The sequence below is a fragment of the Pseudomonas sp. NPDC089569 genome (assembly GCF_050280625.1).
Lineage (GTDB): Bacteria > Pseudomonadota > Gammaproteobacteria > Pseudomonadales > Pseudomonadaceae > Aquipseudomonas.
This window is the reverse complement of record NZ_JBNNVQ010000022.1, coordinates 21,598-34,935: the sequence shown is the minus strand read 5'-3', so window position 1 is coordinate 34,935 and position 13,338 is coordinate 21,598. Positions and strand designations below refer to the sequence as shown.

Sequence of the window (13,338 nt, the reverse complement as noted above, 5' to 3'; positions counted from 1 at the left end):
TAATGGCTATTGGATATTGCGAATATCAGGTTGTACCTGATTGTTGATAGGGGAATCCCTTATGCAATGGAACCTGTCGCGTAAACCATGGTCGCGTGGCAAAGACTGTAGCAGAGGAAACCATCTACGCCAGTAAAGCATGATGTTAATGTGACATCAATGCTTGATCGCGGCCTTTTGCAAAGGGTCAAGGTCTGACAAAAACTGCCGATAACCCTTTATTAGTGAATTTATCAGTACAAGCCCAGGAGTCATTGATGGCTGGCATTCTCGATACGGTAGACCAACGTACGCAACTGGTGGGTGAGAATCGCCTTGAAATTCTCATGTTCAGGCTGGCCGGCCGGCAATTGTTCGCGATAAACGTGTTTAAAGTGCAGGAAGTCCTGCAACTGCCAAAACTGACCCTGATGCCCCAACGCCATCCGTTCGTCTGCGGTGTCGTCAATCTGCGTGGCCAGACCCTGCCGGTGATCGATCTGTCCCAGGCGATCGGCATGCGCCCGCTGGTGCCGGGCGAGAACAGCACGATCATTGTCACCGAGTACAACCGTTCTGTTCAGGCGTTTCTGGTGGGTGGTGTAGATCGTATCGTCAACATGAACTGGGAAGCGATCCTGCCGCCGCCATCCAGCGCGGGTCGTCAACACTATCTGACTGCCATCAGCAAGGTCGACGATCAGTTGGTGGAAATCATCGACGTGGAAAAAGTCCTGGCGGAAATCGTTCCTTACAGTGCCAAGGTGTCTCGCGAGAAACTCGACGACCCGCTGCTGGAGCGTGCCCGTGGTCGTGAAGTGTTGCTGGTGGACGACTCCAATGTGGCGCTGGCGCAATTGCGAGACACGCTGGGGCAACTGGGGGTGAAGATGCACATCGCCAGCGATGGCTTGAAGGCACTGAACATGCTCAAGGCCTGGGCCGACACCGGCGTGAACATGACCGAAAAGCTGCTGATGGTGTTCACTGACGCGGAAATGCCGGAAATGGATGGTTATCGCCTGACCACCGAGATCCGCAACGATCCACGTCTGCGCGGCCTTTACGTGGTGTTGCATACCTCCTTGTCCGGCAGCTTCAACGACTCGATGGTCAAGAAAGTCGGTTGTGACAACTTCCTCTCCAAATTCCAGCCGGACAAACTGGTCGACGTGGTGCGCCAGCGCCTGATGCTCGACGCCGTACCTGTGTAGGCGTAGGAGCGAGCACGCTCGCGATGGTCGTCAACGATGACGCGGGCAATCTGAAAGCCCGTGTTGCCCAGATGTTCTTCGCGAGCATGCTCGCTCCTACAAAGGTTTTTGTCCTTTGATTCGGCGGTCAGCTCGTATAGGGTTGCGTTTTTGAACCATCAGGGAGCTGGCCATGCTGCGTCTGAGTGCGCTTTATCGTTATCCGTTGAAGTCCGGCAAGGGCGAGACATTGCAACAGGTCGACCTCGACAAGCTGGGGTTGGACGGAGACCGGCGCTGGATGCTGGTGGACGAGGCCAGCGGGCGCTTCCTGACCCAGCGTGCAGTGGCTCACATGAGCCAGCTGTCGGCCTTGTGGAATACCAAGGGTGGCTTGACCCTCGATGCACCCGGTTTCTCGCCGATCGACATCGCTGTACCTGGCAGCGAGGCCGAACTGCGTGGCGTGACCATTTGGCGCGACTCCCTGCGCGTACCCGATGCCGGCGATGAGGCGGGTGCCTGGGTCAGTGAGTTCATCGGCAAGCCGACGCGTCTGGTGCACGTACCACTGGATCGCGCACGCACGACCGAGGCTGGCTACGGCAAGGATGACGATCAGGTGGGTTTCGCCGACGGATTCCCGCTGCTGTTGATTGGCCAGGCATCACTGGAGGATCTGGCGCAACGGGTGGGCCGTCCGCTGGAAATGCTGCGCTTTCGACCCAACCTGGTGATCGAGGGCAGCGACGGATATGCCGAGGATGGCTGGAAACGCATTCGCATCGGCGAAGTCGAGTTTCGGGTGGTCAAGTCGTGCTCACGCTGCATCCTGACCACCATCGACCCGCAAACCGGCCTGCGCAGTGACGACCGTGAGCCGCTGGCCACCTTGCAGGGTTACCGTGCCGAGGCCGAGGGTGCGATGTTTGGCCAGAATCTGGTCAACGACGGTAACGGCAGGCTCGAAGTCGGCATGCCGGTAACCATCCTGGAATGAGCGACGTTCAAAGACGTTCGCAGCCATAAAAAAATGCCCGTGTCCTTGGACACGGGCATTTTTTTATGGCTTGAAAACCGGGCGTTTAGCCGCGGTATTCACACAGGTAAGCGGTGTCGACAGCCACTTTCAGCTGGAACTTGCTATTGGCCGGCACATTGAAATGGCTACCGGCGGCAAAGGTTTCCCAGTCGTTGCTGTCCGGCAGTTTGACGGTCAGTGCGCCGGATACCACGTGCATGATTTCACGCTGGCTGGTGCCGAATTCATATTCGCCCGCAGCCATGACGCCGATGGTCGCAGGACCTTCAGCAGTGCCAAAGGCGATCGACTTGACGGTGCCGTCGAAGTACTCGTTGACTTTAAACATGGGCGATTCCTCGAAAAGGGCTAAAAAGGGCCGGCCAGTATGCACAAGGGGGCCGGTGGCGTCACCTCTCCTGAGGAGGCAGGATATGCGGCAACAGGCGCGCCGTATTGCGCGCATCTTCCAGCGCGCGGTGCTGCTGCCCGGTAAATTGCAGGCCGGCCAGTTGCAGCGCGCCGTTGAGCCCCAGCGGTCGCTCCAGACGCCGGGCCTTGGCAAAACGTTGTTTGAGGTTGATGTGCGGCGTGCGGCTCAGCACGCTGTCGAGTTGCAGGCGCTGCCATTCCTGAAGGAGCTGCCGGCGATCGTAATCGCCCCAACTGATCCAGCCTTCAAGTTGCCCATGATGAGGGCCAAGCCATTGTTCGAATGACGGCCAGATTTCGCTCAGGGTCCGTGCGCCGTCGACGTCGGCCTGGGTGATATGCGTCAATTGCCGGCAGAACGGTGTCAGCAGTGGCCGTCGCAAGGGCTGTACAAAGCATTGGAAGTGATCCACTTCGCGCCCTTTGCGGTCCACCAATGTGGCGCCGATTTCGATGATTTCCATTTCCGTTACTGGCCAACCACCCTCATCGGTGGTGGCTTCCAGATCAATGACCAGCCATTGGGGCATCGCAGGGTTCCTGGTATCCGCGTCCTGATAGGGGTTGAGCGTAGCCAAACCCGACAGATCCGCCTAGCGGCTTATTCGACCTCCAGCAAAATCTGACGGTTCTTCACCTGGTCGCCCACCTGTACCTGCAGGCGCTTGAGGACGCCGTCGATGTCCGACTTGATCGGATGCTCCATTTTCATGGCCTCCAGCACCACCAGCAATTGGCCCTTGCAAACCTGGCTGCCCTCCTGGACCAGCACGTCGACAATGGCACCATCCATGGGCGCCTTGAGGGTGCCTGAGCGAGTGACGGCCTGACTGCCCGCCAGCACATGGGTGCGGTCTGTCAGCAGCAGACTGCCCGGCCGGGTGAATAGACAGACTTGCCCGCCTTGCACGCGATAGGCCTGGCGCTGCCTGATGCCATCGATCTCAAGGGTGGCCCGGCGTCCATCGCATTCAATGACCTTCAATTGCAGGCCGCAGCCGGCGACGTCAATCCGGTACACCGCGCCCGACACCCTGTGCAGCGCCACCGTCCATTCCTGGTCCTCCAGGCCCAGGCGATAACGCAGTGGCACGCTGGCGGTATTGCGCCAGCCAGCCTGCGGGCCGTCGTGCGTCTGTGCCGAAGCCTGATACAGCAGGGCGGCGGCGATTGCCAACTGCCTGACGTCGGGCTGATGAGGACGCAGGCAGGGATGCTCGGCGAAATGCTGCGCGATGAACCCGGTACTGCAATCACCGCTGACGAATTGCGGGTGTTGCAACAGGCTGGCGAGCAAGCGCTGGTTGCTCTGTATCCCCAGCAACGCGGTGTCCTGCACGGCCCGCAGCAACTTGCGCCTGGCCTCTTCGCGAGTAGCGCCGTGGGCGATGATCTTGCCCAGCATCGGGTCGTAAAAAGGACTGATGTGTCCACCTTCGATCAGGCCATGATCAATGCGCACACCGTTTTGCAGCGCCGGCTCCCAGGCTGAGATGCGCCCGGTCTGCGGTAGAAAATCCCGGCTGGGGTCTTCGGCATACAGGCGCACTTCCATGGCATGCCCGTCGAGCCGCACGTGTTCCTGTCGCAGCGGCAGTGGTTGTCCCTCGGCAATGTTCAATTGCCAGGCCACCAGATCCTGGCCGGTGATCAGTTCGGTCACCGGATGCTCCACCTGCAGGCGGGTGTTCATCTCCAGGAAGTAAAATTGTCCGTGCGCATCGAGCAGGAACTCCACGGTGCCGGCACCCACGTAGTTCACCGCGCGTCCTGCCTTGAGCGCCGCCTCACCCATGGCTTGGCGCAATGTGGGCGTCATCACCGGGCAGGGGGCTTCCTCGATGACTTTCTGATGGCGGCGCTGAATCGAACAATCGCGTTCGCCCAGGTAGATCAGGTTGCCATGCCGGTCGCCGAACAATTGAATTTCGACATGCCTTGGCTCGATCAACGCTTGTTCGAGGATCAATTCATCGCTGCCGAAACCGTGCAGGGCTTCGGAGCGTGCGGTGCGGATCTGCTCAAGCAAGTCGCGGGCATCGTGCACCAGGCGCATGCCGCGTCCGCCGCCGCCGGCACTGGCCTTGATCATCAATGGATAACCGATGCGTTCGGCTTCGCGAGTCAGGGTCGCATCATCCTGTTCGGCACCCTGGTATCCCTGGATGCACGGCACACCGGCGTCGATCATGGCCATTTTCGACAGGCGCTTGCTGCCCATCAGTTCGATGGCTTCGGGGCTGGGGCCGATGAAGGTGATGCCGGCGTGCCGGCAGGCGAGGGCAAATTCAGCGTTTTCCGAGAGAAAACCGTACCCCGGATGCACCGCATCAGCTGCGGTTCGTTGTGCTGCATCGATGATCGCCGGTATGTTCAGGTAAGACTCTTGCACCGGCGCCGGACCAATATTCACGGCTTCATCGGCCATTTGCACATGCAGTGCATCGGCGTCGGCATCGCTGAACACGGCGACGGTGCGGTAGCCCAGGGCCTGGGCGGTACGCTGGATGCGGCAGGCGATTTCACCGCGGTTGGCGATGAGGATTTTGGTGAATCCGGGCATGGGGTTTCTCTCTGATTGTGCGGTGACAGTGAGGGCCAAATCGCGAGCAGGCTCGCTCCCACAATGAAAAGCATTTCAACTGTGGGAGCGAGCCTGCTCGCGATGCTTTCAAGGCGCCCACCCCGGTTTGCGTTTTTGCACGAACGCCATGGTTCCTTCGATGCCCTCCGCCCCGGTCACCGCGTCGTTGAACCATTGGGCCGCCTGATCGAGCAGCTCATCCGATGGCTGCACAGCGCTTGCCAGCAACAGCTTTTTGGTTGCCGCATTCGCCCCCGGCGCGCAACACAGCACATGGGCCAACACTTCATCCAGGCGCCCGGCCAGTGCTTGCGCGTCATGCTCGACAAAATGCACCAGCCCCATTCGCCGCGCCTGGGTGCCATCGAAGCGTGCCGCCGTCAGGGCCAGGCGCCGTGCCTGCGTCAGGCCGATGCGCTGGACCACGAACGGTATGATCTGCGCCGGTAGCAGACCGAGGCTGGTTTCCGGCAGGCCGAATTGCGCCTGATGCGCGGCGATGGCGATATCGCTGACACACGCCAGGCCAAACCCGCCACCCAGCACCGCGCCTTGCAGCACGCAGATCACCACCTGCGGCGCGTGCTGGGTTTCTTCCAGCAAGGCGCCGAAAGCCCGGTTCAATTCGCGGTAGGCCGTCGCACCCTGGGTGCGTGCGCTGGCCATGTCCTTGATGTCGCCGCCAGAACAGAAATGCCCGTCGGCGCCGTCAATGACCAGAACGCGAATGGCGCGGTCATCGCGAACCGCTGCCAGTACGGCACGCAATTCGCTGACCATCTGCAGGCTCATGGCATTGCGGCTTTGCGGGCGGTTGAGGGTGATGTGCAGCACGCCATTGTGCGATTGCAACAGCAGCGTCTGACAAACCGGCAGGCCGCTCATTTCTTTTTCCCCGGCAGAATGCCCATGAGTTTGCAGATGATCCCCAGCATGATCTCGTCGGCACCGCCGCCAATCGAAACCAACCGGACATCACGGTAGGCACGGGCCACCGGGTTGTCCCACATAAAGCCCATGCCACCCCAGTATTGCAGGCAACTGTCGCTGACTTCGCGGCCCAGTCGGCCAGCCTTGAGCTTGGCCATGGACGCCAGGCGGGTAACGTCCTGGCCTTTGACGTACTGCTCGGTGGCTTGGTAGACCAGCGCCCGCAGGCATTCGATTTCGGTCTGCAATTCGGCCAGACGGAAGTGAATGACCTGGTTGTCGATCAGTGCGCCGCCAAAGGTCTTGCGCTCCTTGCAGTACTCGATGGTGCTGTCGACGCAGTATTCCAGCCCCTTGATCATGTTCGCCGCACCGAACAGGCGCTCCTCCTGGAACTGCAGCATCTGCATCATGAACCCGGCGCCTTCATGGCCGATGCGGTTGCGCTGCGGAACGCGCACATTATCGAAAAACACCTGCGCGGTTTCCGAACTGCGCATGCCGAGTTTGTCCAGGTGTGAACTGAGGCTGATGCCGGGACTGTTCATCGGCACCATGATCAGCGACTTGTTGATGTGCGGTTTATCGTCAGACGTGTTGGCCAGCAGGCAAATGAAATCGGCGCTCGGTGAGTTGGTGATCCACATCTTGCTGCCATTGATCACATAGTCGTCGCCATCCTTGCGCGCGGTGGTTTTCAAACCGGCCACATCGGAGCCGGCACCGACTTCGGATACGCCGATGCAACCGACCTGTTCGCCGCTGATGGCCGGACGCAAAAACTCGTCGCGCAACTCATCGGAACCAAACCGCGCCAGGGCCGGGGTGCACATGTCGGTCTGCACGCCGATGGACATGGGAATGCCGCCGCAATGGATGGTGCCGAATTCCTCCGCGGCCACGATCGAATAGCTGTAGTCGAGCCCCATGCCACCGAATTTTTCCGGTTTGGAGATGCCCAGCAGTCCCAGGTCGCCGGCCTTGCGGAAGATGTCGTGGATCGGAAATCGACCGGCCTTTTCCCATTCCTCGACGTACGGATTGATCTCGTGATCGACGAATTGGCGGACGGTGCGGCGCAGTGCTTCATGTTCCTGGGTGAAGATCATTCCTGTTGTTCTCCTATGGCCGGTTCAAAACCTGGCGACACCAAAACTGTTGGCTTGCAGCGGCCGCACCTCGGCCTCATGGCAGATATCCAGCAAGTAGCCGAGCAGGGTGCGGGTATCACGCGGATCGATCAGCCCGTCGTCCCACAGATTGGCGCTGCCGTAGAGCGCCGTGGATTGGCTGTCGAGTTTCTGCGCGGTGACCTGCTCCAGCATGTCGAGCATTTTCGGGTCGGGCACCAGGCCGTCCTTGATCTGCTTGGCCTCGGTGACGATGCGCAGCACCTTGCCGGCCTGGGCGCCGCCCATCACGGCGGTTCGGCTGTTGGGCCAGGCGAAGATGAACCTTGGATCGAGGCCGCGGCCACACATCGCATAGTTGCCCGCTCCGTAGGAGCCGCCGACGACGATGGTCAGTTTCGCCACCCGGGCGTTGGCCACTGCCTGGATCATCTTGGCGCCGTGCTTGATCACGCCTTGCTGTTCCGATTCGGTACCGACCATGAACCCGGTGGTGTTGTGGAAAAACAGCAGCGGTGTGCGACTCTGGTCGCACAGCTGAATGAATTGCGCAGCCTTGCTGGCGCCCTTGGGGGTGATCGGGCCGTTGTTGCCGATGAAGCCGCAAGCACGCCCCTGGATTTTCAGTTGGCCGCAGACAGTCTGCTGATCGAATTCGGCCTTGAACTCGAGGAAGTTCGAACCGTCGGCGATGCGGGCGATGATTTCCCGTGCGTCGTAGGGCTTTTTCGTGTCATCCGGAATCAGGCCCAACAGTTCGTCGATGGGGTAGAGCGGTTCCTGCCATTGCGGTTCGGGGAGCCGCGGCAGCTGTTCGTTCCACGGCAGCAGGCTGACAATTTCGCGCACCTGGCGCACGCCGTCGGCATCGTTCTCGGCCAGGTATTCGGCGGTGCCGGCGAGCTGTGCATGCATCTCGGCCCCGCCCAGTTCTTCGTCGGTCGCGACCTCACCGGTTGCCGCCTTGAGCAAAGGGGGACCTGCAAGAAACAACTTGGCCTTGCCACGCACCACCACCACATAGTCCGACAAACCCGGCTGATACGCGCCGCCTGCCGTGGCCGAACCGTGCACCACGGTGATTTGCGGCAGCCCCATGGCCGACATGCGCGCCTGGTTGGCAAAGCTGCGCGCGCCTTCGACGAAAATGTCCGCGGCATAGTTGAGGTTGGCCCCCCCACTCTCGGCGAGGGTGATGACCGGCAGTTTGTTTTCCATGGCGATCTGTTGCAGGCGCAGGGATTTCTTCAGGCCGCTGGGTGAAATGGTCCCGCCCTTGATCGCACTGTTGTTCGCCACCACCAGCACGCGTACGCCGGATACATAGCCGATCCCGGCGATCAGGCCACCGCCGGCCGAGCTGCCATCCTTGTCATCGTGCAGTTTGTAGCCGGCCAGGCTGGCCAGTTCAAGGAAGGGCGCTCCGGGGTCCAGCAGCAGATTGAGGCGTTCACGGGGCAGCAGTTGGCCACGCTGTTCGAACTTGTCGCTGGCATGCGCGGCCTTGTTCAGCAGGTTCTGCTCAAGCTCGCGGAATTGCTCGATTGCGTTGAGCATCGCCGCGCGATTGCGGGTGAACTGTTCGTCCAGGGGGTCGAGTTGCGAGTCAATGACCGGCATGTGTTATTCCTTGTCCCGGGTGGCATCCGGTTGCAGTACGTCGGGCAGGTAGGCGCGATGGAAGCCGTTGTACGACTCACTGTTCGTCGCCTTGTGAATCGGCCAGGCGCGCCCGCCAAGGCTGGCTGCGCCGTCGATGCGCAGTGTGCTGCCGCTGATGAACGCGGCAGCCGGGCTGAGCAGGAAAACGATGGCCGCGCTGACTTCCGACTCGGTGCCGATGCGCTTGAGCGGCACATGTTCGCGCAAGGTCGGAATCACTGCCTTGAAGGCACCTTCGTAGGTGTCCATGCCGCTGGACGCGATCCAGCCCGGCGCCACGGCATTGACCCGCACCCCGGCGTATCCCCATTCGAAGGCGGCGGTCTTGGTCAGGTTGTCCATGCCCGAACGCGCAGCGCCCGAATGCCCCATGCCGGGCATGCCACCCCACATGTCGGCCAGCATGTTGACGATGGCGCCACCGTGCTTGCTCATGGACTGGTTGAAGACTTCCCGGGCCATCAGGAAACCGCCCACCAGATTGGTGCGCATGACGGTTTCGAAACCCTTCTGGTTGATCGCGGCCAGCGGCGATGGGTACTGTCCGCCGGCATTGTTGACCAGGCCATGGATCGGGCCGTGCTTGTCGATCAGTTCTCCGACCCGTGCCTTCACGGCGTCTTCGTCACGGATATCACAGACGACCCAGTCGGCCTTGCCGCCATCCTCGGCAATCTCGGCGGCGACATTTTTCAGTTTGTCGGCCTTGCGTCCCACCAGCAGCACATGGGCTCCGAGTGCCGCCAGTTCGTGGGCGGTGCAGCGGCCGATGCCACTGCCGCCGCCGGTGACAATTATGTTTTGACCGGCAAACAGATCGGTTTTGAAAATCGAATCGTAGGCCATGGCGGCAGTCCTCTAGTTGACCCGGTCGGCGATGCGCTGCGGCACCGGGATCTGGATTTCCAGCAGTTGCTGGGCGAAGGCCTTGCCTTGCGGGTCGATGCGCAGGCTGGCGACTCCGCCGCCGCCGAGGGCGTTTTCCAGCAGAAAGTTCAGGCTATGGGTGGCGGGCAAGTACCAGCGTTCGACGCGTCCGTGGATCGGGTCAAGGACATGGCTCATCCAGTCGACGATGACTTCCGGGGTCAGCGCCTCGGCAATCCATGGCAGGAATTCGGGATCGCGAGCCATGACACCGATGTTGCTGTGGTTGCCTTTATCGCCCGAGCGAGCCACCGCAAGCTTGACCAGCGCGACACTGGCGTCGGCCGGGCCGTCGGGTCTGGGTGGTTCGCACGGCACCGGCAGGTCGCGAGAGTCGAGCGCATCCAGGGCGGGAAGGGAGCAGGGATGGCGTACGCCCATGAAATCAATGTCCAGCGAACAGGCGGTTTTGTCGATCAGAAACGAGAACAGCCGGATCAGCGGATACACCGTCGGCCGGCCTCCGACGATGCCGGTCAGCCCCGGTGCCATGCCGGTGGCGGCCTGGGCGATTTCCCGGGAAAACAGGATCAGCGCGCGTTTGTCCGGATGCCGCACGGCCAGTTTGATCACCACTTCGCGGCTGTCCTGGCGCTGGCCGTGGGGGCCGTAGGTGGCTTCGCTGCCAAGCAGTTCGATGTTGACGTCACTGTAAGGACCCCACCCGCGCAGGGCGAACATTTCCGAGGTCTTGTCGATGATCGCCGCGCTGACGCGCCGGGCCTTGGCCACCGCATCGATCCCGGCAATCAGGCAACTGGCGGTGCAGCGGAACCCGTCCGGGTAAGTGGCGCTGACCTTGTACTGAGCGGTCGGCGGCAATCCTTTCGCGCCGTGTACCCGCACTGCATTGCTGCCGTGTTGTTGGAGTTTGACCTGGGTGAAATCGCAGACCACGTCGGGCAGCAAATAGGCCCGCGGATCGCCGATTTCGTAGAGTAGTTGTTCGCCCACTGTCAACGGCGTGACCAGGCCGCCGGAGCCGTCGGGTTTGCTGACGATGAACTGGCTGTCGGCGCTGACTTCGACGATTGGAAAACCGATGTGCTCGTAGTCGGGCACCTCGCGCCAATCGGTGAAGTTGCCGCCGGTGCATTGAGCACCGCATTCAATGATGTGTCCGGCCAGCGCGGCCTGGGCGAGTTTGTCGTAGTCATGCCAGTACCAGCCGAATTCATGCACCAGCGCGGCACTGACCACCGCGCTGTCGACCACGCGCCCGGTGATCACGATGTCCGCGCCCAGGCTCAGGGCCTCGACGATTCCTGGTGCGCCGAGGTAGGCGTTGGTCGAGACGCACATCGCCGGGAGAGGGGCTCCACTGAACATTTCCTGGATGCCCAGAGTGCTCAGCTGCCTGAATTGCGGTTGCAGGTCGTCACCCAGCAGGACCGCAATCTTCAGTGGGACGCCTGCCTTGTCGCAGGCCGCTTGCAGGGCGGCGGCGCAGGCCTGGGGATTGACCCCGCCGGCATTGCTGATGACCCGGATCCTTTGCGCCGCAAGCTTTTCGAGTAATGGGCCCAGGACTTCGATGAAATCGCTGGCGTAGCCGGCCTGGGGATCTTTCATCCGCGCGCCGGCCATGATCGACAGGGTGATTTCGGCCAGATAATCGAACACCAGGTAGTCCAGGCGTCCTCCTTCCACCAATTGCGCGGCGGCGGTCGAGGTATCTCCCCAGAACGCGCTGGCGCAACCGATGCGAATCGTTTTGGGCGCAGTCAAATCCATAACCACCTCCAACGGATGTGCTTCGAGACTACCAAGCAAGCGCTTGGTTTGTAAATGGCCGGAATATCTTCTGCCCGAGCGCTTGCTTGGTTGTCGGCAACTGCTTAAATTGCCCGCGCAACCCCGCTGTTTTGGCGGTGATAACGACTGTAGGAGAGAACGGGTGGACGAGCAAAAAGCCCTGAAGGTCATGCGCCAATTGGTCGACGACGGCCAGTTGACCGATCCGGACAGCGCCCGTGGCAAGTTGCTGCAAGTGGCGGCTCACCTTTTCCGCAACAAAGGCTACGAACGCACCACCGTGCGCGATCTGGCCGGCGCCGTGGGCATCCAGTCGGGGAGCATTTTTCATCACTTCAAAAGCAAGGACGAGATCCTGCGGGCGGTGATGGAGGAGACCATCCGTTACAACACCGCGCTGATGCGTGCCGCCATCGCCGAGGCCAGCAACGTGCGCGAGCGGGTGCTGGCGCTGATTCGCTGTGAATTGCAATCGATCATGGGCGGCAGCGGCGAGGCGATGGCGGTACTGGTCTACGAATGGCGCTCGCTCTCCGAGGATGGCCAGGCAAAAGTTTTGGCACTGCGAGATATCTATGAAGACATCTGGCTGCAGGTGCTGGGTGAAGCCAAGAGCGCCGGCTTCATACGTGGCGATGTATTTATCGCCCGGCGATTTCTCACCGGGGCGTTGTCCTGGACCACGACCTGGTTTCGCCCGGATGGCAGCATGAGTCTGGATCAATTGGCCGATGAGGCGCTGATTCTGGTGCTGGACGAACAATAACGGGCTTGTGCAGGTTGGCGGGAAACTGGCTAACTGGACGAAACCGCCTAGCTTGAATGCATTGACGCTGTATTTTTGGGGAGTGGGTTGTCTTGATGTCTTCGCCAATTCGGACGGCTTCGCGTCTATTGCTCGCAGCGCTTGCGGTGTCGTGTGCGATGCCCTCCCAGGCTGCGCAACTGGTACGCATCGGTGCCGCGCATTTTCCTCCTTATACAGTGCGCCCGGAAAACGGCGCCGACACGGGCCTGCTGCCGCAGTTGGCCGATGCACTCAATGCCCTGCAAAGCGACTATCAGTTTGTTCTGGTGCCTACCTCGATTCCCCGGCGTTTCGGTGACTTCAAGCAGGGCCGGATCGACATGGCGATCTTCGAAAACCCGAACTGGGGCTGGAAGGAGATCCCGCACACCGATGTCGACATGGGCCTTGAAGATGCCGAGATTTTCGTCGCCCAACGCCAGCCCGAAGGCCGGCCGACTCGCCAGCAGGATTATTTTGTCGACCTCGCGGGCAAGCGTCTGGCGCTGTTCAGTGGTTATCACTACGAGTTCGCCAACTTCAATGCCGAGCCCAAGTACCTCGCGCAAAACTACAACGCCACGCTGACCTATTCCCATGACAGCAACCTGCTGATGGTTTTGCGCGGGCGTGCCGATATCGCCCTGGTCACGCGCTCCTACCTGAGCGACTACTTGCTGCGCAATGAGAAGGTCGCCGACCAGTTGCTGGTCTCCGATCGTATCGATCAGGTGTATCACCATTACGCCATCCTGCGTCCGGCCGCACCCATCACCGGCGAGGCGTTCGGCAAGTTGTTGCAGGGGCTGAGGGATAACGGCCAGATGCTGAAAATCTTCGACCCGTACAAGATCGCGATCGTACCGGTCCCGGGCAGCTGAGTGCGCGACACGGCTCTCGTCTTGATCTTGAGTCAGTCATCGCGAGCAGGCAAAGAG

12 protein-coding genes are annotated in these 13,338 nt (G+C 60.9%); 4 read left to right on the top strand and 8 right to left on the bottom strand.

Features of this window, described 5'->3' with window-relative positions; all coding sequences use genetic code 11:
* Positions 1-257: 257 nt before the first annotated feature.
* Positions 258-1,193 carry a chemotaxis protein CheV gene (locus ACQKP2_RS12310; protein WP_427576704.1) on the top strand — a complete coding sequence of 312 codons (936 nt, stop codon included), beginning with the start codon at positions 258-260 and terminating at the stop codon, positions 1,191-1,193.
* A gap of 172 nt (positions 1,194-1,365) precedes the next feature.
* Positions 1,366-2,172, top strand: a complete 807-nt coding sequence (locus tag ACQKP2_RS12305; RefSeq protein WP_427576702.1) for an MOSC domain-containing protein — start codon at positions 1,366-1,368, stop codon at positions 2,170-2,172.
* Positions 2,173-2,257: 85 nt separating this feature from the next.
* On the opposite strand, the gene ACQKP2_RS12300 is transcribed toward ACQKP2_RS12305, so the two are convergent.
* From ACQKP2_RS12300 to ACQKP2_RS12265, 8 genes are all read right to left on the bottom strand, one after another.
* Positions 2,258-2,542 carry a pyrimidine/purine nucleoside phosphorylase gene (locus tag ACQKP2_RS12300; protein WP_421141395.1) on the bottom strand — a complete coding sequence of 95 codons (285 nt, stop codon included), beginning with the start codon at positions 2,540-2,542 and terminating at the stop codon, positions 2,258-2,260.
* 61 nt (positions 2,543-2,603) lie between these two features.
* On the bottom strand, positions 2,604-3,155 hold the full coding sequence (locus ACQKP2_RS12295; RefSeq protein WP_427576701.1) for an exonuclease domain-containing protein: 552 nt from the start codon (positions 3,153-3,155) through the stop codon (positions 2,604-2,606).
* A gap of 71 nt (positions 3,156-3,226) precedes the next feature.
* Positions 3,227-5,188 (bottom strand): acetyl-CoA carboxylase biotin carboxylase subunit, encoded by a 1,962-nt coding sequence (locus tag ACQKP2_RS12290; protein WP_427576699.1) that lies wholly within the window; start codon positions 5,186-5,188, stop codon positions 3,227-3,229.
* A 108-nt stretch (positions 5,189-5,296) separates the two neighbouring features.
* Positions 5,297-6,094 (bottom strand): enoyl-CoA hydratase/isomerase family protein, encoded by a 798-nt coding sequence (locus ACQKP2_RS12285; RefSeq protein WP_427576697.1) that lies wholly within the window; start codon positions 6,092-6,094, stop codon positions 5,297-5,299.
* On the bottom strand, positions 6,091-7,248 hold the full coding sequence (gene atuD / locus ACQKP2_RS12280) for a citronellyl-CoA dehydrogenase (RefSeq protein ID WP_427576696.1): 1,158 nt from the start codon (positions 7,246-7,248) through the stop codon (positions 6,091-6,093). The genes ACQKP2_RS12285 and atuD overlap by 4 nt, the downstream gene beginning before the upstream one ends.
* 24 nt (positions 7,249-7,272) lie before the next feature.
* The gene (atuC, locus tag ACQKP2_RS12275; protein ID WP_427576694.1) at positions 7,273-8,889 is read right to left on the bottom strand and encodes a geranyl-CoA carboxylase subunit beta; all 1,617 of its coding nucleotides are present in this window, start codon (positions 8,887-8,889) and stop codon (positions 7,273-7,275) included.
* A gap of 3 nt (positions 8,890-8,892) precedes the next feature.
* The gene (locus ACQKP2_RS12270) at positions 8,893-9,777 is read right to left on the bottom strand and encodes an SDR family oxidoreductase (RefSeq protein WP_427576692.1); all 885 of its coding nucleotides are present in this window, start codon (positions 9,775-9,777) and stop codon (positions 8,893-8,895) included.
* 12 nt (positions 9,778-9,789) lie between these two features.
* Positions 9,790-11,592, bottom strand: a complete 1,803-nt coding sequence (locus ACQKP2_RS12265; protein ID WP_427576690.1) for an acyclic terpene utilization AtuA family protein — start codon at positions 11,590-11,592, stop codon at positions 9,790-9,792.
* 163 nt (positions 11,593-11,755) lie between these two features.
* Here ACQKP2_RS12265 and ACQKP2_RS12260 point away from each other — a divergent pair, with 163 nt between their 5' ends.
* Together ACQKP2_RS12260 and ACQKP2_RS12255 are read left to right on the top strand one after the other, a co-directional pair.
* A complete protein-coding gene (locus tag ACQKP2_RS12260) occupies positions 11,756-12,379 on the top strand; it encodes a TetR/AcrR family transcriptional regulator (protein WP_427576689.1) in 624 nt (207 codons plus the stop codon).
* A gap of 95 nt (positions 12,380-12,474) precedes the next feature.
* Entirely contained in the window at positions 12,475-13,281 is an 807-nt protein-coding gene (locus ACQKP2_RS12255) for a substrate-binding periplasmic protein (RefSeq protein ID WP_427576687.1), read from the top strand.
* Positions 13,282-13,338 lie beyond the last annotated feature (57 nt).